Here is a 20,513-nt window from a genome sequence, read left to right as displayed (position 1 = left end):
GGGGACAGGGCGATGAATGGGATCGGTGGCATGAGCGAGGTGACGGAGCCCGGCGTGGCGACGGCGACGCGCGGCGGCGCGCTGGAGACGCTGCACCGCGTCTTCGGATATGACGCGTTCCGCGGCGAGCAGGAAGCGATCATCGACCACGTCGTGGACGGCGGGGACGCCGTCGTCCTGATGCCGACCGGCGGCGGGAAATCCCTGTGCTACCAGATCCCGGCCCTGGTCAGGCCCGGCACGGGCGTCGTGATCTCGCCCCTCATCGCCCTCATGCAGGACCAGGTGGACGCGCTGCGCGCGCTGGGCGTGCGCGCCGGGTTCATGAACTCGACGCAGGACTTCGACGAGCGCCGCACCGTCGAGGCCGAGTTCCTCGCGGGCGAGCTGGACGTCATCTATCTGGCGCCGGAGCGGCTGCGCCTCGACTCCACGCTCGACCTGCTCTCCCGCGGCAGGATCTCCGTCTTCGCGATCGACGAGGCGCACTGTGTGGCGCAGTGGGGGCACGACTTCCGCCCCGACTACCTGGCGCTCTCCGTCCTCGGCCGGCGCTGGCCTGACGTGCCGCGCATCGCGCTCACGGCGACGGCGACGCACGCCACGCACCAGGAGATCACCCAGCGCCTTGGCATGCCGGACGCGAAGCACTTCGTGGCGAGCTTCGACCGGCCCAACATCCAGTACCGGATCGTGCCGAAGGCGGACCCGAAGAAGCAGCTCCTCAGCTTCCTCAAGCAGGAGCACGAGGGCGACGCGGGCATCGTGTACTGCCTGTCGCGCAAGTCGGTGGAGGCGACAGCCGAGTTCCTCAGCCGCAACGGCATCGAGGCGGTCCCGTACCACGCGGGCCTGGACGCGGGCACCCGCGCGGCGCACCAGTCCCGGTTCCTGCGCGAGGAGGGACTGGTCGTCTGCGCGACCATCGCGTTCGGCATGGGCATCGACAAGCCCGACGTCCGGTTCGTCGCGCACCTCGACCTGCCGAAGTCCGTCGAGGGGTACTACCAGGAGACGGGCCGCGCCGGCCGTGACGGGCTCGCGTCCACGGCCTGGATGGCGTACGGGCTGCAGGACGTCGTCCAGCAGCGGAAGCTGATCAACATGGGGGAGGGGGACGAGGCGTTCCGGCGCCGGGCGGGGTCCCACCTCGACGCGATGCTGGCGCTGTGCGAGACGGCGCAGTGCCGCAGGTCCCAGCTCCTCATGTACTTCGGCCAGGAGCCGCAGGCGGCAAGCTGCGGCAACTGCGACACGTGCCTTTCGCCGCCGGAGACCTGGGACGGGACCGTCGCCGCTCAGAAGATCCTCTCCACGGTGGTGCGTCTCGACCGGGAGCGCAGGCAGAAGTTCGGCGCGGGCCAGGTCATCGACATCCTGATGGGCAAGCGCACGGCCAAGGTCATCCAGTTCGACCACGACCAGCTCTCCGTCTTCGGCATCGGCGAGGACCTGAGCGAGGCCGAATGGCGGGGCGTGGCACGGCAGTTGCTCGCACAGGGGCTCATCGCGGTCGAGGGCGAGTACGGGACGCTGGTGCTCACCGAGGAGAGCGGGAGCGTCCTCGGGCGTCAGCGGGAGGTGCGGTTGCGCAAGGAGGCGCCGCGCCCCGCCACGTCCCGGTCGGCCTCGCGGGACCGCAAGGCGAAGTCGCCCGCTGCGGACCTGCCGGAGCAGCTGCAGCCCGTGTTCGAGGCGCTGCGCGCGTGGCGCGGCGCGCAGGCGAAGGAGAACGGGGTCCCGGCGTACGTCATCTTCCACGACGCGACGCTCAAGGAGATCGCCCTCCAGCACCCGACGTCCGTCGCCCAGTTGGGGACGATCGGCGGCGTCGGCGAGAAGAAGCTGGCCACGTGGGGCGAGGGTGTGCTCGGCGTCCTGGCGGGCCTGGACGGCGCCGGTTCCAGCGGCCCGGCAGCCCCGGCCGACTCCGCCGCCGGAGAGGCGCCGGAGCCGGACCCCGGCTGGCCCGAGGGCGAGCCGGAGCCGGAGGACATCGACTGGTGACGGTGGTGACGGTGGTGACGGTGGTGACGGCGCCCTCAGGCCACTGACGATGCCGCCCCCGGCCCTCTCACACCGCGGCGCCGGCCACGATCCGCCCGGTCACCTCGCCGAGGCCCACGCGGGTGTCGTCCGGGCCGGGCGCCCAGGCCGTCATCGTGACCACGTCGCCGTTCTCGAGGAACGTCCGCTTGCCGTCGGGGAGTTCGATGGGGTCGCGGCCGTTCCAGGTGATCTCGATGAGGGAGCCGCGTGAGTTCTCCGAGGCGCCGCTGATGGTGCCGGAGCCGTACAGGTCGCCCGTGCGCAGGGAGGCGCCGGCCACCGTCATGTGCGCCAGCATCTGCGCCGCCGTCCAGTAGAGGGAGGCGGAGGAGGTCTCGGAGATGACATGGCCGTTGAGGGTGACGGTGATGTGCAGGTCGTAGCCGCCGGGCTCGTCCGCGATGCCGTCGGCGGAGGGCGCCGAGTCGTCCAGGTACGGCAGCAGCGGGTAGGTGCGCTCCGGGGGCGCCACGCGCGCCTCGTCCAGCGCGTCCAGCGGGGTGATCCAGGCCGAGACCGATGTGGCGAACGACTTGCCGAGGTGCGGGCCGAGCGGCACGGTCTCCCAGGACTGGATGTCCCGCGCCGACCAGTCGTTGAGGAGGCACAGCCCGAACACGTGGTCGCGGTACGCGGACAGCGGCACCGGCGTGCCCTGCGCGGACGGCGTCCCGACGACGAAGCCGAGCTCCGTCTCGATGTCGAGCCGCACCGACGGGCCGAAGACCGGGGCCGGGTCGGCCGGGGGCTTGCGCTGGCCCGAGGGGCGGACCACGTCCGTGCCCGAGACCACGACGGTCCCGGCGCGACCGTGGTAACCCACCGGAAGATGCTTCCAGTTGGGCTTCAGGGGCTCCTCGTCCGGGCGGAACATCCGGCCCAGGTTCCGGGCATGGTTCTCCGAGGCGTAGAAGTCGACGTAGTCCGCGACCTCGAAGGGGAGGTGCAGGGTGACATCGGCGAGCGGGTGCAGCAGGGGGCGCACGGTCTCGCGGTGGGCCGGGACCGTGACCCAGGCCGTGAGCGCGCGGCGCACGTCCGACCAGGCGGTGCGGCCCGCCGCCATGAGCGGGTTCAGGGTGGGACGGGCGAGCAGAGAGACGTAGGGCGAGCCGAGCGCGGCCGCCGCGGCGCCCGCGTCCAGCACGTACGAGCCGAGGCGCACGCCGACCCGGCGCGCTTCCACGGCCTCCCCCGGCAGGGAGAACACCCCGTACGGGAGGTTGTGCGGTCCGAAGGGGTCGCCTTCGGGGAGGTCGAGGGGGGTGAGCGGGGTCTGCTCGGACATGCGTACCTGCCTCGCTTTCCATATGGGTGGGCCACACGTTACGTGGGAGCGGCGCGTTGGGGCAGTGTCTAAAGAGTTCGCAATGTCCGGATAAGCCTTGCTGGAGTGGTCAATTCCGGCTTAGCGTCCTATCGGGGGACGCGGACGGGGTGGGTCCGGGTCCGAAGGGGGACAGGACACGTGGGGGGACCCGTGGCCAGGAGCGCCAGCAGCGTGCCGTTCGAATGCGACCGGGACGTGCCGGGCCTGATCGTCAAGTTCGGTGACTATCCACTGCATCACGGAGGAGTGGGAGCGATCCGCAGCCTGGGCCGCCTCGGCGTGCCCATGTACGCGATCACGGAGGACCGTTACACGCCCGCGGCGTCCTCGCGCTATCTGCGCCGGGCCTTTCCCTGGCGGACCACCGGGGCCGAGGAACCGGAGCGGCTCGTCGAGGGCCTGCTGCGCATCGCGCGCCGGATCGGCAGGCCCACGGTCCTGATCCCGACCGACGAAGAGGCGGCTGTCCTCATCGCGGAGCACCAGGAGGAGCTGGCCGGCAGCGGGAAGTTCCTGTTCCCGCGCGCCGAGCGGGACCTGCCGCGCCGCCTCGCCAGCAAGCAGGGGCTGCACGAACTGTGCGTGGAGCACGGCGTCGCGTCGCCGGCGGCCTCGTTCCCCGAGTCGTACGCCGATATCGAGGCGTTCGCCGCGTCGGCCCGCTTCCCGGTGGTCGCCAAGAACCGGGAGGCGTTCACCCGCCGCAAACAGCCGGCGGTGAACGGCACGACGAAGATCACGACCCCCGAGGGCCTGCTCGAACTCGCCCGCGACTGGGGCCCGCAGCCCGGCGTGATCCTCCAGGAGTATCTGCCGAGGGAGCAGGCCGAGGACTGGATCGTGCACGCGTACTTCGACGCGGACTCGACGCCGCTGGCCCTCTTCACCGGCGTGAAGGTGCGCTCCTGGCCGCCGCACGCGGGCATGACGGCGAACGCGTACGTCGTCGACAATCCGGAACTCGCGGACCTCGCCGCGCGTTTCATCAAACAGATCGGCTTCACCGGCGTCATCGACCTCGACCTGCGCTTCGACCGGCGCGACGGCCAGTACAAGCTCCTCGACTTCAATCCGCGCATGGGCGCCCAGTTCCGGCTCTTCGAGAGCGAGTCCGGGATCGACGTCGTCCGTGCCATGCATCTCGACCTGACCGGCCGCGCCGTCCCGGAGGGGGAACAGCGCGCGGGCCACCGGTACGTGGTGGAGAACATCGACCTGCCCGCTCTCATCGCCTACCGCAGCAGCGGCTACACGACCCCGCACGCCCCCGCCCGCGCCACGGGCACGGAGCTCGCCTGGTTCGCCACCGACGACCTGCGGCCCCTGTTCACGATGCTCGCCCGCTTCGTGGGCCCAGGAGCCCGCCACCTCCACCAGCTGTGGCGGACCAACCGCCGGGGCAGCGGCACGACCAGGACCAGATAGCGCACGACCACCACTGAGTACCAAGTACCAAGTGGCAACGCGAAGTAGGAAGCAAATGTTCTTCCCTGGGGAGGGGACTTCGTGATTCATCCGGTAGCTGTCATCGGAGCGGGCCCGTACGGCCTGTCGACCGCCGCCCATCTGAGGGCACGCGGCATTCCGGTACGCGTCTTCGGCGACCCCATGGTGAGCTGGCGCTCGCACATGCCCGCGGGAATGCTCCTGAAGTCCGTGCCGTCCGCCTCGAACATCGACGCCCCGCAGCGAGGCCACGACCTCGTCGACTACTGCGACGCCGCGGGGATCCCGCGACTCGTGACGGACGAGGACATCGTCCCGGTCGAGACGTTCGTCGCCTACGGGGACTGGTTCCAGCAGCAGCTCGTGCCCGACCTGGAGCGGGTCAGGGTCGTGTCGGTGGACCGGCGCGGACACGAGAACTTCGAGGTCAAGCTGGATTCCGGCGAGCAGTTCACGGCCCGCGCGGTCGTCGTCGCCACCGGTCTCTCGGGCCTCGACCACGTGCCGCACGAGCTCGCCGCGGCGGCGCCCGACGGCCCCGCCCCCACAGGACCCGTCTCCCACAGCTCGCAGCACCACGACCTGTCCCGGTTCTCCGGCAGGGAACTCATCGTCGTCGGCGCCGGGCAGTCCGCCCTGGAGAGCGCCGCGCTCGCCGCGGAGGCCGGGGCGAGCGTGCGGATCGTGGCGCGCGGCCAGGGCTCCGTACGATTCGGCGCGCCGCCGTGGGGCCAGCCGAAGCTGCGTCCCGAGACGCCGTTCGGCCGGGCCTGGTCGCTGTACGCGCTGACGTACTACCCGCACCCGTACCGCCATCTTCCGCCGCAGGCACGGCACTTCCTCGTCCGGCGGGTGCTCGGGCCGCTCGGGGCGTGGTGGCTGCGCGAGCGGTTCGAGGACAAGGTGCGGGTGCGCGAGGTGGAAGGAATCGTGGGGTCCGCCGCGGTGGACGGGGGCGCGGCCCTCACGGTGCGGGCCCCCGGCGGGCGCCGCGAGGAGCTGACCGCGGACCACGTCATCGCCGCGACCGGCTACCGCGTGGACCTCGCCGCGATGGACTTCCTCGGCGAGGGTCTGCGGACCCGGATCGCCGCCAGCCGGGGCACCCCCAAGCTGGGGGCGGGCTATGTGTCCTCGGTGCCGGGGCTCTACTTCACGGGCATGCTGGGCGGGTCGTCGTTCGGGCCGGTGATGAGGTTCGTGTGCGGCACCGAGTTCGCGTCGCCGCGGCTGGTGAAGCATCTCGCGGCGGCCCACGCGTGAGGCCCCCGACGCTGGGGTGAACGGCGGGCCGACGGAGGGGGTGACCGGGCGGAGTGACCCGGCGGAGCGGTCCGTATTCTCTCGATCATGCCCGCTCCGTTTCGCTCCGCTCCGTTCCAACTCATCGCCACAGACCTGGACGGGACGCTGCTGCGCGGCGACGACACGGTCTCCGAACGGACGCGCGACGCCCTCGCGGCCGCGGCCGCCGCGGGGGCCCGGCACCTCGTGGTGACGGGACGGCCCGCGCCGCGCGTGCGGCCGCTGCTCGGCGAGCTCGGCGGCGCCGGCCTCGCGGTCTGCGCCCAGGGCGCCCAGTTGTACGACGCGGCGACGGACCGCATCGTGTGGTCCCTGACCCTCGACCGTGACCTCGCCGAGCAGGCCGTCGGCAAGATCGAGGCCGAGGTCGGCCAGGTCGACGCGGCGGTCGATCAGGACGGCACGGACGGTCTGACGCTCATCGAGCGGGGCTATGTGATGCCGCACCCCACGCTCCCCGCCGTGCGGATCGAGCGCCGCGAGGAGCTGTGGGCCGAGCCCATCAGCAAGGTGCTGCTCCGTCATCCCCGCCTGAGCGACGACGAGTTGGCGACAGCGGCCCGGGCGGTCGTCGGCGATCTGGCGACGGTCACCATGTCGGGGCCCGGCACCGTGGAGCTCCAGCCGTGCGGCGTCACCAAGGCGACGGGGCTCGCGCTGGCTGCCGAACGGCTCGGACTGACGCCGGAGCGCACGATCGCCTTCGGCGACATGCCGAACGACCTGCCGATGTTCGCGTGGGCCGGCCACGGCGTCGCCATGGCCAACGCCCACGCCGAACTCAGGGCGGCGGCCGACGAGGTGACCCTGTCGAACGAGGAGGACGGCGTCGCCGTGATCCTCGAACGCCACTTCGCACGACGCTAGCCGTGCGCCCGCCGGCCCCGCCCCGCCGCCTCACCCCGCCGTACGCGGAATCCGCTGCTCCCACGTCCGGTGGAAGACCACCTCGCCGCCGTCCCGGCACACCACCTCGTTGCTGGTGATGAAGTCCGTCGCGTCGCAGGCGATTTCGGAGCGGGTCTTGATCGTCACGTCCCATGCCAGCTCGGGCCGGTGCAGGCGGATCGACCAGTCGGAGCGGGTGCGCGCGCTGAGTGGGTCCGCCTCCTGGATGACGTACGTCTCCACGGCGTCCTCGGTGAATTCGAGGCCGTCGGGGTAGACCCGGGTGCCGCCGTAGCGCGGGTCGACCTCGAGGCGCCATTCGCCCTTGGCGACGTCACGGACACAGAGGCGCTCGGGGCGCTGTTCGTCCAGGGTGGCCGGGTGGACGACGCCCATCGGCTCGGATTGTTCGGGCCGTTCGAAGCCGATGTCGGCGCCGTTCTCGGCGTCGACCATCCTGACCGGCAGTTCGAGGGTGCTGCCCGTCGGGTCGAGGGTGAAGCCGGCCTCGGACCCGGGCTGCGGCCAGATCCACGGCCAGTACGCGGACGACACCGCGAGGCGGATGCGGTGCCCGGCCGCGAAGGTGTGGCCGATGCCGTTCAGCTCGAAGTCGACCTCGTCCGTGGTGCCGGGGGTCCAGTCGACGGCCTTGTCGCGGCCCTCGCGCGAGGACAGGTTCAGGACGCCGCGTGTGACCAGCGTGGACGCGCCGTCGGGCGCCACGTCGCACACCCGGACGGCGACCTGTCCGCGCGGTACCTCGCTGGTGATCCGCAGCGACACCCGCGGCCGGCCGAGGACGTGCAGCTCCGAGGGCACCTCGAACTCGAAGCACGCCGACTTCGCGTCCTCGTCCCGCTGGTCCGGCGGCAGATCCGCGTCGTTGCCGAAGGGGAAGAAGCGGCCCGCGTCCAGGCCTGTCTGCTGGGGTGACTTCACGATCACGGGCGGGCCCTGAAGGGCGTACGCGAGGGGCGCGACGTTCGGGGAGGGCCAGGACGGATCGCCGGCCCAGTGGCCGGGCAGCGTCGGGTAGACGGTGGCGGGCGGGTGCGAGTCGCTGATCCAGGAGCGCAGTTTGGGCTCCTCCATGACGCCGTTGTCGGCGCCCTTGAGGTGGTGGTCCCACCAGCGGAGGGTCTCCTGGAGGAAGCCGATCGCGGGGCCCGGCGGCAGGCCGCGGTCCGGGTACTGGTGCGACCAGGGGCCGATGATCCCGCGTACCTGCTGGTCGGGAAGGTTCTCGACCAGGCGCAGGACGGTGTCGCGGTACGGGTCGTGCCAGCCGCCCACCGCGAGGACGGCCGCGCGTACGGCGGTGTAGTCCTCGCAGACGCTGCCGTGCTGCCAGTAGGCGTCGCGTGTCTGGTGGCCGAGCCAGGTGTGGATGAACGGGTCGACCGCTTCGAGGCGCTTCAGCCACATGTCGCGCCAGCCCTCGCCGACGAACTGGGGGTCGGGCGGCCGCGACACGAAGGCGAGCATGGTCGCCGCCCACGCGTGCATGTCCACCGCGAGGACGGAACCTCCCATGTAGTGCACGTCGTTGTCATAGCGGTCGTCCGTCGAGCAGACCGTGACGACCGCCTTGAGCGGCTCGGGCGCGAGGGCCGCGATCTGGAGGGAGTTGAAGCCGCCCCAGGAGATGCCGAACATGCCGACCTTGCCGCTGCACCAGGGCTGTGCGGCCAGCCAGTTGACGACGGCGACCCCGTCCGCGAGCTCCGTCGAGTCGTACTCGTCGCCGGGCAGGCCCTCCGAATTGCCGTGCCCGCGTACGTCGACACGTACGGAGGCATAGCCGTGGCCCGCGTACCAGGGGTGGCGCTGCCAGTCGCGCGGCGCTGTCCAGTCGCTGAGGCGGTACGGAAGGTACTCGAGGACGGCGGGCACCGGCTCGTCGGTCACCGGACGCCAGATGCGCGCGAACAGTGTGGTGCCGTCCGGCAGGGGTACACGGACGTCCTCGCGGGTCGTCTCGTAGGGGAAGGAGGTGCGGATGGTGATGGCCGGGGTTTCTGACATGGGGGTTACCTCAGTGAACGGGGTGCATGGTCCTGCGCAGCCACGGCGCGAGCGCGATCACGGCCAGACCGATGACGACGGCGATGGCGCCGTTGACGCCGAAGTACGCGGGATTGGAGACCTCGCCGTAGAGCTTCACGGTCTGTGCCTGGATGCCGTTGGCGAGGGCGAGCGACAGGAACCAGAGCGACATGGTCTGGCTGGAGAATGCCTTCGGGGCGAGCTTCGTCGTCGCCGACATGCCGGAGGTCTCCAGGAGGATGTCGCCGAGGCCGAGCAGCAGATACGAGCCGACGATCCACCAGGCGGCCATCTTGTACGTGTCCCCGCTGTGGCCCGAGGTGGGGATGACCATGAGAAGGAACGACAGACCGCCCAGGATCACGCCGAACGCGATCTTGTTGGAGGCATGCGGCTGACGCGGCCCCATCCGGGCCCACAGACCGGCAACCACGGGGGCGAGCGCGACCTCGAAGGCGCCGAGCGCGGACGCGTACCAGCCGGCGGGGAAGTGGAAGCCGAGGATCTCCGTCCTGGCGTTCGTCGAGGCCAGCAGGATCATCGTCGAGTACGCCTGGAACAGGATGAAGTTGAAGACCACGGAGGCCAGGAAGAGCACGACGTACGGCTTGAGCCTGCGGCGCTCCTCGGCGCTCACGCGGGGGCTGCGGAACATGACCGCGAAGTACACGACCGGCGCGATGACCGAGACGAGCGTGAGGACGTCCACGAAGCGGTCCATCGTCAGCCGGCCGGCCCGGACGAGGATCACGGCGAGTACGGCGACGACGACCGCGCCCGTGATCATCATCCGGACCGCGCGTCGCATCCCTTCGGGCGGCAGCGCGTACTCGGCGGCGTGTTTGCGCCCGGCCAGGTGACGTCGCCCGGCGACGTACTGGATGAGTCCGAACGTCATGCCGATCGCGGCGGCCGAGAAGCCCCAGTGCCAGCCCTTGTGGTCGCCCAGCCAGCCGGTGACCAAGGGGCCCGCGAAGGCGCCGATGTTGATGCCCATGTAGTACAGCGCGAAGCCGGCGTCGCGGCGGTCGTCGTCGGTGCGGTAGAGCTTGCCGACCATGGTGGCGACATTGGGTTTGACCAGGCCGGTTCCCGCGCTGATCAGGCCGAGGCCGACCCAGGTCATGGCCGCCGTCGGCACCGCCATCGCGTAGTGGCCGCAGGCGATCAGGATGCCGCCGTACAGGACCGCGCGGTACGAGCCGAGGATCCGGTCGGCGAGCCAGCCGCCCCCCACCGAGACGAGGTAGACGAGTGTTCCGTACGCTGCCGATACGGAGGCCGCCGTCCCCGCGGACATGCCCAGGCCACCGTGTGCCACCGTGTCCGCGAAGTAGAGGACGAGGATGGCCTGCATGCCGAGGAACGAGAAACGCTCCCAGACCTCGAGTCCCGACAGGGTGAGCAGGCCGCGCGGCTGGCCGAAGAACGCGTGGTCGTCGCCCGGCGGCGGCTGGTCGGTCAGTGGTTCGTTCGGCTCGGCCTCGGCCGTGGTGCGGGACAAAAGCGAGACTCCCGGTCTACTCGGTCGTATGAGCTGATCAAGAACATACCGGGGGTGTTCGTGGGCCGCTCGGCCTGGTCTGTGCGGGCAGGCCCCCACTGTGATCGAAACGCGACCGGATACGCTGACTTGAGTGATGGCAGCGACACATCGACAAACCGTGTCATCGACCAAATGATCGACCGAGTTCGCCATGTGATCGTCAGCAGACAGGAGAACCTCTCGTGACCGTCGTCGGGACTTTCGGTCTTAGCGTGCGGGACCAGGCTCTCGAAGCCGATGTCCAGGCCGGGTTGGCGGCTGTCGAGGAGGGTCTGCTCGAGGCGACGAAGAGCGGGGTCCCCTTCATCACGGAGGCCGCGCAGCATCTCGTCCGTGCGGGCGGCAAGCGCTTCAGGCCCCTCCTCGCGATGCTCGCCGCGCAGTTCGGCGATCCGTACGCGCCGGGTGTCGTGCCCGCCGCCGTCGTCGTCGAGCTCACGCATCTGGCGACGCTCTACCACGACGACGTGATGGACGAGGCCGACGTGCGCCGCGGCGTCGACAGCGCCAACACCCGCTGGGGCAACTCCGTCGCGGTCCTGACCGGCGACTTCCTCTTCTCGCGCGCCTCGCACATGCTGGCCGACCTCGGGCCCGAGGCCGTCCGCATCCAGGCGGAGGCCTTCGAACGCCTCGTCACCGGGCAGATCCTGGAGACGGCCGGACCGCGCGACGGCCGCGACCCGGTCGACCACTACCTCGACGTGCTGGGCGGCAAGACCGGCTCGCTGATCGCCGTGGCCGTGCGGTTCGGCGCGATGATGTCGGGCGCCGACGAGCGCATCGTGGACGTCCTCGCCCAGTACGGCGAGCGGCTCGGCGTCGCCTTCCAGCTCGCCGACGACGTCCTGGACATCGCCTCCGACTCGCACGAGTCCGGCAAGACCCCCGGCACCGACCTGCGCGAGGGCATCCCCACGCTGCCGGTCCTCCGGCTGCGCGAGCGCGCCGAGCAGCTCGGCCTGCCCGAGGACCGCGCCCTGTGCGAGCTCCTCGACTCCGACCTGACGGACGACGCGCGCCACGCCGAGGCGCTCGCGCGCCTGCGCGTCCACCCCGCCCTGGAGCAGGCCCGCAAGGACACGGTGCGGTACGCGGAGGAGGCGCGGGCGACCCTCGCGCCGCTGCCCGAGTGCGCCGCGAAGGCGGCTCTCCTGGAGCTGTGCGACGCGGTGGTGCACCGGGCGGGCTGACGCCCTCCCGCCTCACCGGGCCGCCGCGCGCGGGCCGGTGAGGTCAGTGGCCGTTGCCGCTCGGCCCGGAGCGGCCCTGTGCCTCGGCGCCGGTGGGTGTCGCCGCGCACCATGTGCCGTCCACGCGCTGACCGACCCGCGGAACCGGCGGCGTGTCCCCTACGGGATGGGGGACGTGCCGCCCTCTTGTGTCATACCGCGGGAGTACGCGGAGTTGATCCTGGGGTCTGACGCTTCCGCCCGGCCGATTTGGTCAGATTGATAGCACCACTCCCGACCAGTTCGGGTGAGAATGGCGGCTTGGGGTGGACAGACGAGCAAGGACGGTAGGCCGCCGCCCAACACGGAGGTAGGGCAACAACATGGCACCGTACGAATCCGAAAGCGCCGGTCGTCGCAAGGCGACCCGCTATGTGGTCCCGGTCGCGGTGGTGGGGGTGGCCGCGGCGACGATCGGGCTCGTCCCCGCGCTGGCCGACTCCGGCAATCCCGATCTGCCGAAGATCAGCGCACAGCAGCTCATCGAGAAGATCGCCAAGTCGGACGTACAGCAGATGTCCGGCACGGTGAAGATCTCCACGGATCTCGGGCTCCCGTCCCTGGGCGGTATGGCGGGCGGCTTCACTCCGGGCGCCGGCGGCTCCTCGGACGGCGGGGACGGCAAGGCGGGCTCGTCCGCCGACCCGCAGTCCAAGCTGATGGAGCTCGCCTCCGGCACGCACACGCTGCGTGTCGCGACGGACGGCCCCGACCGCCACAAGCTGTCGGTCCTGGACAACGCGTCCGAGTACAGCGTGATCCACAACGGCGACGAGGTCTGGGCCTACGACAGCGCGTCGAACGAGGCGTACCACGCCAAGGACGCCGCTGCCGGCGGTGACCGGGCCGAGAAGCACCGCGAGGGCGAGGCGCCCAAGGGCGTCCCGGCCACGCCCAAGGAGCTCGCGGACGAGGTCCTGAAGGCGTCCGGCAGGACGACGTCGATCTCGGTGGAGGGCACCTCGCAGGTCGCGGGGCGTGACGCGTACAAGCTGCTCGTCAAGCCGAAGCAGGCGGGTTCGACGGTCGGCGGGATCACCGTCTCGGTGGACGCGAAGACCGGTGTGCCGCTGAAGTTCACGCTGACGCCCGCGGGCGGCGGCAAGGCGGTCGTGGACGCGGGCTTCACCAAGGTGGACTTCGCCAAGCCGGCCGCTTCGACGTTCGACTTCACCCCGCCGAAGGGCACCAAGGTCACCGAGGGCGACGACCTCAAGGCGCAGGACAAGTCCCACGCGCCGAAGGGCCTGCCCAAGGACCTGCCCAAGGGGATGCCCAAGGAGCTGAGGGTCGCTCAGGGCGGCGGCATGAACGACATGAAGGTCATCGGTGAGGGCTGGACGTCCATCGCCGAGCTGAAGCTGCCCGGCGGGCAGGGCCTGCCGGCGGGCGGCTCGGGCTCGGGCGACGTCCCGCCGGAGGCGCAGAAGTTCATGGACGCGCTCGGCGACCATGTGACGGGCAAGTTCGGCTCGGGCACGGTCTTCTCGACCCGCCTGGTCAACGCGCTGATCACGGACGACGGCAAGGTCTACGCGGGCGCGGTCACCAAGGACGCGCTCGTGAAGGCGGCGAACGCGGCGCAGTAGCCGTACACGGCACGAGAGTCGGCAGGCAGGAGTGGAGGCGCCGGTCCCGGTGCCTCCACTCCCGCACTCCACCAGAACCGACGGGCACGACGGGCACGACGGGAGCGAGATGGCGGCGAGCACTGCCGAGGAGTCCGTGATCGAGACGCGGGCCCTCACCAAGCGCTACGGCGGCGACCAGCCGGCGGTCGACGGCCTCGACCTCACCGTCCCCGCCGGCAGCGTCTTCGGCTTCCTCGGGCCGAACGGCTCGGGCAAGACCACCACCATCCGCATGCTCATGGGCCTGATCGAGCCGACGTCCGGCGCGGCGAGCGTCCTCGGCCACCCCGTGCCCCGCGCGACCCGCACGGTCCTCCCGCACGTCGGCGCGCTCATCGAGGGCCCCGCCCTGTACGGGTTCCTGTCCGGCCGGGACAACCTGATCCGGTACGACTCCGCCGACCCGGCCGCCGACCCCCGCACCCGGCGCGCCCGCGTCGCCACCGCCCTCGACCGGGTGGGCCTGACGGCCGCCGCGGGCAAGAAGGCGAAGGCGTACTCGCTCGGCATGAAGCAGCGCCTCGGGCTCGCGGCCGCGCTGCTCCAGCCCCGCAAGCTCCTCGTGCTCGACGAGCCGACGAACGGCCTCGACCCGCAGGGCATGCGTGAAATCCGTTCCCTGGTACGGGAGCTGGCGTCGGACGGCACGACCGTCTTCCTCTCCTCGCACCTCCTCGACGAGATCGAGCAGGTCTGCACGCACGCGGCCGTGATGGCGCGGGGCCGGCTCATCACGCAGGGCCCGGTCGCCGAGCTCGCGGCGGGCGCCCGCGGCCGGCTCGTGGTCACGACCCCCGACCCCGGCGACGCGGCGCGCGTCCTGAAGGAGCGGGGCATCGCGGACCTGACCGTGACGGACGACCAGGTGACGGGCGAGCCGCCCGGTCCCGGCACCGACCTCGCCGAGCTGAACGCCGCACTGGTCACCGCGGGCGTCCGCGTCCGCGGCTTCGGACTCGAACGGGCCTCGCTGGAGGACGCGTTCGTGGCCCTGACGGGAGAGGGATTCGATGTCGCGGGCTGAGGCCACGGCCGCCGCCACCGTCACCACCGCCAAGGACGGGGCGCCGGTGCGGAAGAGGATCTGGACGCTCGGCCTGTTCCGCAGCGAGCTGGTCACCACGTTCCGCCGCTGGCGCACGATCGCCCTGCTCGCGGTCCTGGCCGGGGTGCCGATCCTCGTGGGGATCGCCGTCAAGATCGAGACGAGCGGCGGTTCACAGGCCGCGGGCCGCGGCGGGGGAGGGCCCGCGTTCATCGCGCAGATCACCAACAACGGCCTGTTCCTGGTCTTCACCGCGCTCGCCGCGACGCTCCCGTTCTTCCTGCCGATGGCGGTCGGGGTGATCGCGGGCGACGCGATCGCCGGCGAGGCGAACGCGGGGACGCTGCGCTATCTGCTCGTCGCCCCCGCGGGCCGCACCCGCCTGCTGCTCACCAAGTACGCGACCACGATGACGTTCTGCCTGGTCGCGACGCTGGTCGTGGCGGCGACGGCGCTCGCCACGGGCGCCCTGCTCTTCCCGCTCGGCGACCTCGTCACGATCTCCGGCACGCGGATCGGCTTCGGCGAGGGTCTCGTACGGGCCCTGCTGATCGCCCTCGTCGTGGCCGCGTCACTCGTGGGGATCGCCGCGCTCGGACTGTTCGTCTCGACGCTCACGAACAGCGGGATCGCGGCGATGGCGACGACGGTGGGCCTGCTCATCACCGTCCAGATCCTCGACCAGATCCCCCAGCTGCACGCGATCCAGCCGTATCTGTTCTCGCATCACTGGCTGTCCTTCGCCGACCTGATGCGCGAGCCGGTCTACTGGGACGACCTGCTCAGGAACCTGGGCCTGCAGGGCCTGTACGCGGCCGTGTTCGGCTCGGCGGCGTGGGCGCGCTTCACGACGAAGGACATCACGGCGTAGCCAACCGCCGCACTGCTACGCCTCGTACGGGAAGCGGGCGATCTCCGGCTGCCGTTCGGGCCCGAAGAACGTCTTGGCGCGCAGCAGCGCCTCCTCGTCCTTGAGGACGTCGCCGGGCTTGCTGCTGTTGCCGAGCAGGACACCGCCTGGGGGTACCGCCCACGCCCTTAAGGCAGTGGGGGAGCATGCCCATGTACGCGGCCGAGTTGCTCAGCGTGCCGACCAGCGGGTCCGCGACGACCTGTTCCTCGTGGGCGAGCGCCGTCACGCCCCACAGAGTGCGCCCTTGGAGCGTCGCCTTGAAGTCGATGCCGGGGGTGCGCAGCCAGCCCGACCAGTAGTCGAGGTAGCGCTTGGTGGGGGCCGAGACGGAGTACCAGTACAGCGGCGACGCGATGACGATGTCGGTGGCTTCGAGGGTCGCGTCCAGGAGCAGCGCCGTGTTGTCGCCGGCGGGCCGGGTGTGGTCGCTGTCGTGGCGAAGGTCCTCGAAGTCGGGGAGCGGGGGCGCGGCGAGGTCGATCCACCGCTGCCCGACCTCGGGGGAGAGCTGCTCGGCGGCCATGGGGGTCCCCCTGCTCCTCAAGAGCTTGGGGGAGGGCCAGGATCTCGGTGTTGCCTTCGCCGCGGCTGCTGCCGAGCAGAAAGAGGAACGGGCGGGACAGGGGGCCCGCCCCGGGCCGCGGCTCAGGGGGCGCTCGCGCCGACCGCCGCTCCGGCGGCTGCCGCTGCCAGCTCCTCCTGCGTCCGGGTGTCGTACGCGGCGCGGGCCGCGGCGATCTCGCCCTGATGGCGTTCGGTCCACGTCACCAGGGACCGGATCGTCTCGTGCAGCGTGCCGCCGAGCGGTGTCAGTTCGTACTCGACCCGGGGCGGCACCACCGGGTGCACGGTCCGCTTCACCAGGCCGTCCCGTTCCAGCTGCCGCAGCGTGACCGTCAGCATCCGCTGGCTGATCCCGTCGATCTCGCGGCGCAGCTGGGTGAAGCGCAGCCGCCGGTGTTCGAGGAGCGCGATGACGAGCAGGGACCACTTGTCGGCGACCCGGTCGAGGATCTGGCGCACCTCGCAGTCCTCACGGGTGTCCCACTGGAAGGGGTCCGTATCGCCGTAGCCGTCGCCGGAGACGGTGCTCGCGCAGTTACTCGGTGACTTTGAAGTGCCTTCTTCCATGCCCGTCGATGCTGCCGCAGGATCGATGTGGTTACAAGAGGGAACCGACCCTCCGCCGCGTAACCACCCATTCCTGTATGCGACTTGAGGAGCCGACCCGTCATGGGTACTCGCGCCTGGGCACTGCTGCTGGTCCTCTGCGGAACGATCTTTCTGGAGGGCGTCGACGTCGCCATGCTCGCCGTCGCGATCCCCTCGATCCGGTCCGATCTGGCGCTCGGCACCGGAACGGCCGCGTGGGTCATGAGCGCCTACGTCCTCGGCTACGCCGGATTCACGCTGCTCGGCGGCCGGGCGGCCGATCTGCTCGGGCGGCGCCGTATGTTCCTGTTCTCGCTGGCCGTCTTCCTGGCCTTCTCCGGGCTCGGCGGCTTCGCGACCGAGGGGTGGATGCTGATCGTCGCGCGCTTCGTCACCGGCGTCTCCGCCGCGTTCATGACGCCGGCCGCGCTGTCGCTCATCACCACCTCGTACGCCGAGGGGCCGCAGCGCAACAAGGCGCTCCTCGTCTTCGCGGGCACGGCCGCGGGCGGCTTCTCCCTCGGGCTCGTCATCGGCGGGCTGCTGACCGAGCTCGGCTGGCGGTGGGTGTTCTTCGCGCCCGTGCTGCTCGCCGGCGTGATCCTGGCCGCCGCGGTGCGGCTGATTCCGGCGCAGGCCGCGCCCGGGCGGCGGCGCGGCGGCTTCGACGTGGCCGGAGCGGCCGCGGCGGCGGGCGCCATGCTGCTGGTCGCCTACGGCGTCGTGCGGCTCGAACACGGGCTCGCGGACTGGCCGCTGACGGCCGCCGCCGTCGCCCTGGGGCTCGCACTCGTCGGTGTCTTCGTCGCAGTGGAGCGGCGCAGCGCGGCGCCCCTCGTGCGGCTCGGCATCTTTCGTACGGGGACGGTGGTCCGCGCCGACCTGGGGGCACTGCTGTTCGTCGGCGCGTTCTTCGGGTTCCAGTTCGTGCTGACCCTGTACCTCCAGGAACTGCGCGGCTGGTCGTCCCTGCAGACGGCGATCGCGCTCGTCGTGATGGGCTGCGACGCGGTCCTCGCGCCGACGCTCACCCCGCGTCTGGTCGAGCGCTTCGGCAACGCGCGCGTCGTCCTCGGCGGTTTCCTGCTGGCGATCCTCGCGTACGGGCTCTTCCTGCCGGTCGGCACGGACTGGACGTACGCCGCGATGTTCCCGACCCTGATCCTCGCCGGGACCGCGTTCGCGCTCGCCTACGGTCCGCTGACCATCGCGGCGACGGACGGGGTCGCGGAGGAGGAGCAGGGGCTCGCGGGCGGGCTGCTCCACACGTCGACGCAGTTCGGTTCGGCGCTCGGCATCTCGGCGGTGACCGCGGTGTACGGGCTCGCCTCGAAGGGGGCCGGCCCGGACACGCTCTCCGCCTTCCGCGCGGCCCTCGTGGTGCCGGTGGTGATGGTGACGCTGGGCGCGCTCGTGTCGGCGCGCGGGATCAGGCGGCCGGCTCGCGCCGCGGATCCGGCTGCGCCTGCCGCCGGCTCTGTGCCTGGGGACTCGTCGCCGACTCCGGCACCGTCTCCGGAGCCGTCGCCCGCGCCTCCTGCTCGGCCAGCGCGATCCGCCCCCGCCGGGCCGTCCGCAGGGCGTCCCACGTCAGGAGCGTGAGCGCCACCCATACGAGAGCGAAGCCCGCCCAGCGTTCGGCGGGCATCGCCTCGTGGAAGTACAGGATGCCGAGCAGGAACTGGAAGACCGGCGCCAGGTACTGGAGCAGCCCCAGCGTCGACAGCGGTACGCGGATGGCGGCGGCGCCGAAGCAGACCAGGGGGATCGCGGTGACCAGGCCCGTCGCCGCGAGCAGCGTGGCGTGGCCCGCGCCGTTGCCGAACGTGGACTCGCCCTGCGAGCCGATCCACAGCAGGTAGCCGAGCGCGGGCACGAACTGGATCGCGGTCTCGGCGGCGAGCGACTCCAGGCCGCCGAGGTTCACCTTCTTCTTCACCAGGCCGTACGTGGCGAAGGAGAAGGCCAGGCAGAGGGAGATCCAGGGCGGCTGCCCGTATCCGAAGGCGAGGACGAGGACCGCGGCGAGGCCGACGCCGACCGCCGCCCACTGCGCGGGCCGCAGCCGCTCGCCCAGGAGCAGGACGCCCATGGCGATGGTGACCAGCGGATTGATGAAGTAGCCGAGTGACGCCTCGACGACATGGCCCGCGTTCACGGCCCATATGTAGACGCCCCAGTTGACCGTGATGAGGGCCGCGGCGACGGTGACGAGACCCAGCCTGCGCGGGTTGCGCAGCAGCTCACCGGCCCAGGCCCAGCGGCGTACGAAGAGCAGGGCGATGCCGACCACCGCCAGCGACCACACCATGCGGTGGGCGAGGATCTCACCGGCGCCGGCGGGCTTGAGCAGGGGCCAGAACAGGGGCACCAGGCCCCACATCCCGTAGGCGGCGATGCCGTTCAACAGTCCTGTGCGCTGTTCGCTCCTCGACTGCCCAGCCTCCACGGCCCCTCCTTCACACACGCGGACGCCCCGTGGCGGCCACCCATGAAGGTAGCGCCGCGGGGCACCAGCTGTCATGTCCGTATCCCTATACGGTCATGACAGCACGTCCGTGCGGGTGGGAGACCGTCCGTTCTCAGGCGAGCGCGGCCTTGATCGCGTCCGCGAGCGGGGTCGTGGGGCGGCCGGTCAGCCGGGACAGGTCGCCATTGGCGGAGGCGAGCAGGCCCTGCCCGATGGCGGTGTCGACGCCGACGAAGATGCCGGCGACGGGTGCGGGCAGTCCGGCGCCGAGCAGGATCTCCCGGTTCTGCTCGGGCGTGACGGAGTTGTACGTGATCGTGCGGCCGGTCTGCTTCGACAGCTCGGCGGCGTACTCGGCGAACGACCAGGCGACATCGCCGCTCAGCTCGTACGCCTGGTTCTCGTGGCCCTCGCCGGTGAGGACGGCGACCGCGGCGGCGGCGTAGTCGGCGCGGGAGGCGGAGGCGACGCGGCCCTCGCCCGCGGAGGCGGTGACGGCGCCGTGTTCCAGGACCGGGGCGAGGTTCTCGGTGTAGTTCTCGTGGTACCAGCCGTTGCGCAGGAACGTGTACGTCAGGCCGGAGTCGAGGATCGCCTGCTCGGTCACCTTGTGCTCGGCCGCCAGGTCGAAGTCGGCGGCGGGCCCGCCGAGTACGCCGGTGTACGCGAGCAGCGCGACGCCCGCGCCCTTCGCGGCGTCGATCACGGCCTGGTGCTGCGCCACACGCTGCCCGACCTCGCTGCCGGAGATCAGCAGGACCCGGTCCCCGGCGGCGAAGGCCCCGGTCAGCGTCTCGGGCGCGCTGTAGTCGGCGATCCGCAGCTCGACGCCGCGGGCGGCGAGGCCGGCGGCCTTCTCCTTGTCGCGGACGACGGCGGCGATGCGCTCCGCCGGGACGCCGGCGGCGAGGAGGCCGTCGATGACGAGACGGCCGAGGTGTCCGGTGGCTCCGGTGACGACGATGCTCATGTCTGAAATCTCCCTTAGTGGCTGGTTATAGCGCTGAGCTTACGCCGGGCGCTAACTATTGGAAAGTACCCACTTTGAAGTAAGGTACTGGCATGGCAGTAAGTAAGGGGAGTTCCGGCGGCGAGGACATGTGCCCGTACCGGCTCGTGCTCGAACACGTCACCAGCCGCTGGGGCGTCCTCGTCCTGATCGCCCTCGAGGAGCGCTCGTACCGGTTCAGCGAGCTGCGAAGGGAGATCGGCCGCGTCAGCGAGAAGATGCTCACGCAGACACTCCAGACCCTGGAGCGTGACGGCATGGTGCACCGCGACGCGAAGCCGGTCATCCCGCCGCGCGTGGACTACTCGCTCACCGGTCTCGGCCGCGAGGCGGCGGAACAGGTGAGAACGCTCGCGACGTGGACGGAGCGCCGCATGGAAGCGGTGACGGAGGCCAGGGCGGCATACGACGAAACCCGCACCCCCTGAGGGGCGCGGGCTGTGTCATC

15 protein-coding genes and 2 pseudogenes are annotated in these 20,513 nt (G+C 71.3%); 10 read left to right on the top strand and 7 right to left on the bottom strand.

What is annotated here, in order from left to right:
- Positions 1-30: 30 nt before the first annotated feature.
- The gene (gene recQ / locus ACWIGU_RS23020; protein WP_454403524.1) at positions 31-2,007 is read left to right on the top strand and encodes a DNA helicase RecQ; all 1,977 of its coding nucleotides are present in this window, start codon (positions 31-33) and stop codon (positions 2,005-2,007) included.
- 67 nt (positions 2,008-2,074) lie between these two features.
- Here the strand turns inward: recQ and fahA are convergent, their stop codons facing one another.
- Complete coding sequence (fahA, locus tag ACWIGU_RS23015; RefSeq protein ID WP_454403522.1) at positions 2,075-3,337, bottom strand: fumarylacetoacetase; 1,263 nt, start codon at positions 3,335-3,337, stop codon at positions 2,075-2,077.
- Positions 3,338-3,550: 213 nt separating this feature from the next.
- Here fahA and ACWIGU_RS23010 point away from each other — a divergent pair, with 213 nt between their 5' ends.
- The 3 genes from ACWIGU_RS23010 (at position 3,551) to ACWIGU_RS23000 (ending at position 6,997) form a co-directional block, all read left to right on the top strand.
- Positions 3,551-4,804: a carboxylate--amine ligase gene (locus ACWIGU_RS23010; protein WP_454403520.1), complete on the top strand. Its 1,254-nt coding sequence runs from the start codon at positions 3,551-3,553 to the stop codon at positions 4,802-4,804.
- An 81-nt stretch (positions 4,805-4,885) separates the two neighbouring features.
- Positions 4,886-6,088, top strand: a complete 1,203-nt coding sequence (locus ACWIGU_RS23005; protein WP_454403518.1) for an FAD-dependent oxidoreductase — start codon at positions 4,886-4,888, stop codon at positions 6,086-6,088.
- Between the two features lie 87 nt (positions 6,089-6,175).
- Positions 6,176-6,997, top strand: a complete 822-nt coding sequence (locus ACWIGU_RS23000; RefSeq protein WP_454403516.1) for an HAD family hydrolase — start codon at positions 6,176-6,178, stop codon at positions 6,995-6,997.
- A 30-nt stretch (positions 6,998-7,027) separates the two neighbouring features.
- Here ACWIGU_RS23000 and ACWIGU_RS22995 read toward each other — a convergent pair whose 3' ends face one another.
- The gene (locus tag ACWIGU_RS22995) at positions 7,028-9,028 is read right to left on the bottom strand and encodes a CocE/NonD family hydrolase (RefSeq protein ID WP_454403666.1); all 2,001 of its coding nucleotides are present in this window, start codon (positions 9,026-9,028) and stop codon (positions 7,028-7,030) included.
- 28 nt (positions 9,029-9,056) lie between these two features.
- Positions 9,057-10,571: a peptide MFS transporter gene (locus ACWIGU_RS22990; RefSeq protein ID WP_454403514.1), complete on the bottom strand. Its 1,515-nt coding sequence runs from the start codon at positions 10,569-10,571 to the stop codon at positions 9,057-9,059.
- 224 nt (positions 10,572-10,795) lie between these two features.
- Here ACWIGU_RS22990 and ACWIGU_RS22985 point away from each other — a divergent pair, with 224 nt between their 5' ends.
- The 4 genes from ACWIGU_RS22985 (at position 10,796) to ACWIGU_RS22970 (ending at position 15,392) form a co-directional block, all read left to right on the top strand.
- Positions 10,796-11,806, top strand: coding sequence for a polyprenyl synthetase family protein (locus tag ACWIGU_RS22985; RefSeq protein WP_356279068.1), 1,011 nt, complete (start codon positions 10,796-10,798; stop codon positions 11,804-11,806).
- Positions 11,807-12,168: 362 nt separating this feature from the next.
- Positions 12,169-13,434 (top strand): LolA family protein, encoded by a 1,266-nt coding sequence (locus tag ACWIGU_RS22980; RefSeq protein ID WP_454403511.1) that lies wholly within the window; start codon positions 12,169-12,171, stop codon positions 13,432-13,434.
- 109 nt (positions 13,435-13,543) lie between these two features.
- On the top strand, positions 13,544-14,500 hold the full coding sequence (locus tag ACWIGU_RS22975; protein WP_454403509.1) for an ABC transporter ATP-binding protein: 957 nt from the start codon (positions 13,544-13,546) through the stop codon (positions 14,498-14,500).
- Positions 14,487-15,392 carry an ABC transporter permease gene (locus tag ACWIGU_RS22970; RefSeq protein ID WP_454403507.1) on the top strand — a complete coding sequence of 302 codons (906 nt, stop codon included), beginning with the start codon at positions 14,487-14,489 and terminating at the stop codon, positions 15,390-15,392. Before ACWIGU_RS22975 ends, ACWIGU_RS22970 begins: the two co-directional genes overlap by 14 nt.
- 15 nt (positions 15,393-15,407) lie before the next feature.
- Here the strand turns inward: ACWIGU_RS22970 and ACWIGU_RS22965 are convergent.
- Both ACWIGU_RS22965 and ACWIGU_RS22960 read right to left on the bottom strand, forming a co-directional pair.
- Positions 15,408-16,057, bottom strand: a pseudogene (locus ACWIGU_RS22965) (flavodoxin family protein).
- 22 nt (positions 16,058-16,079) lie between these two features.
- Positions 16,080-16,565: a winged helix-turn-helix transcriptional regulator gene (locus ACWIGU_RS22960; protein ID WP_454403505.1), complete on the bottom strand. Its 486-nt coding sequence runs from the start codon at positions 16,563-16,565 to the stop codon at positions 16,080-16,082.
- A 102-nt stretch (positions 16,566-16,667) separates the two neighbouring features.
- On the opposite strand from ACWIGU_RS22960, the pseudogene ACWIGU_RS22955 reads away from it, so the two are divergent.
- Positions 16,668-18,029 (top strand): annotated as a pseudogene (locus tag ACWIGU_RS22955) (MFS transporter); the annotation flags it as partial.
- Here ACWIGU_RS22955 and rarD read toward each other — a convergent pair.
- Positions 18,016-18,969 (bottom strand): EamA family transporter RarD, encoded by a 954-nt coding sequence (gene rarD / locus ACWIGU_RS22950; RefSeq protein ID WP_454403665.1) that lies wholly within the window; start codon positions 18,967-18,969, stop codon positions 18,016-18,018. The pseudogene ACWIGU_RS22955 and the gene rarD sit on opposite strands and share 14 nt — an antisense overlap.
- A 199-nt stretch (positions 18,970-19,168) precedes the next feature.
- On the bottom strand, positions 19,169-20,026 hold the full coding sequence (locus ACWIGU_RS22945; RefSeq protein ID WP_454403503.1) for an SDR family oxidoreductase: 858 nt from the start codon (positions 20,024-20,026) through the stop codon (positions 19,169-19,171).
- A 92-nt stretch (positions 20,027-20,118) separates the two neighbouring features.
- Between ACWIGU_RS22945 and ACWIGU_RS22940 the strand changes: the two genes are divergently transcribed.
- Positions 20,119-20,493 (top strand): winged helix-turn-helix transcriptional regulator, encoded by a 375-nt coding sequence (locus tag ACWIGU_RS22940; RefSeq protein WP_454403501.1) that lies wholly within the window; start codon positions 20,119-20,121, stop codon positions 20,491-20,493.
- Positions 20,494-20,513 lie beyond the last annotated feature (20 nt).

The organism is Streptomyces sp. NPDC055400, from assembly GCF_053644375.1.
The sequence above is the reverse complement of the archived record's forward strand: the minus strand, read 5'-3'. Positions and strand labels throughout refer to the sequence as shown.